1 pseudogene is annotated in these 237 nt (G+C 42.2%); it reads left to right on the forward strand.

Annotation, left to right across the window (positions count from 1 at the left end):
* Nucleotides 1-205, forward strand: a pseudogene (locus AAEY75_RS16990) (hypothetical protein); the annotation flags it as partial.
* Between the last annotated feature and the right edge of the window lie 32 nt (nt 206-237).

A 237-nucleotide genomic window follows, 5' to 3' on the forward strand; every position in this document is an offset into this window, starting at 1 on the left:
GGGCTATACCGAAGCAGAACAAAGCTTGGCGCAGTCAGATTTATTGAGCGATCGCCGCGACAACGCTCTAGAACGTTTGCGTCGTCTTGAGCAACAAGTGCCTAATAATACCGTTATTCGTCAACAAATTAAGCTCGTTGAAGATGGTAAGTTTTATATTTGGGATATCCCAGCACCTGACATCGATGTAAAACCAGGGGCATAAACTCAGTTGTAAACATTATTCATTAGTAATAG

Origin of the sequence: Psychrobacter sp. TB55-MNA-CIBAN-0194 (assembly GCF_040309505.1) — a bacterium.
Classification (GTDB): Bacteria; Pseudomonadota; Gammaproteobacteria; order Pseudomonadales; family Moraxellaceae; genus Psychrobacter; species Psychrobacter fozii.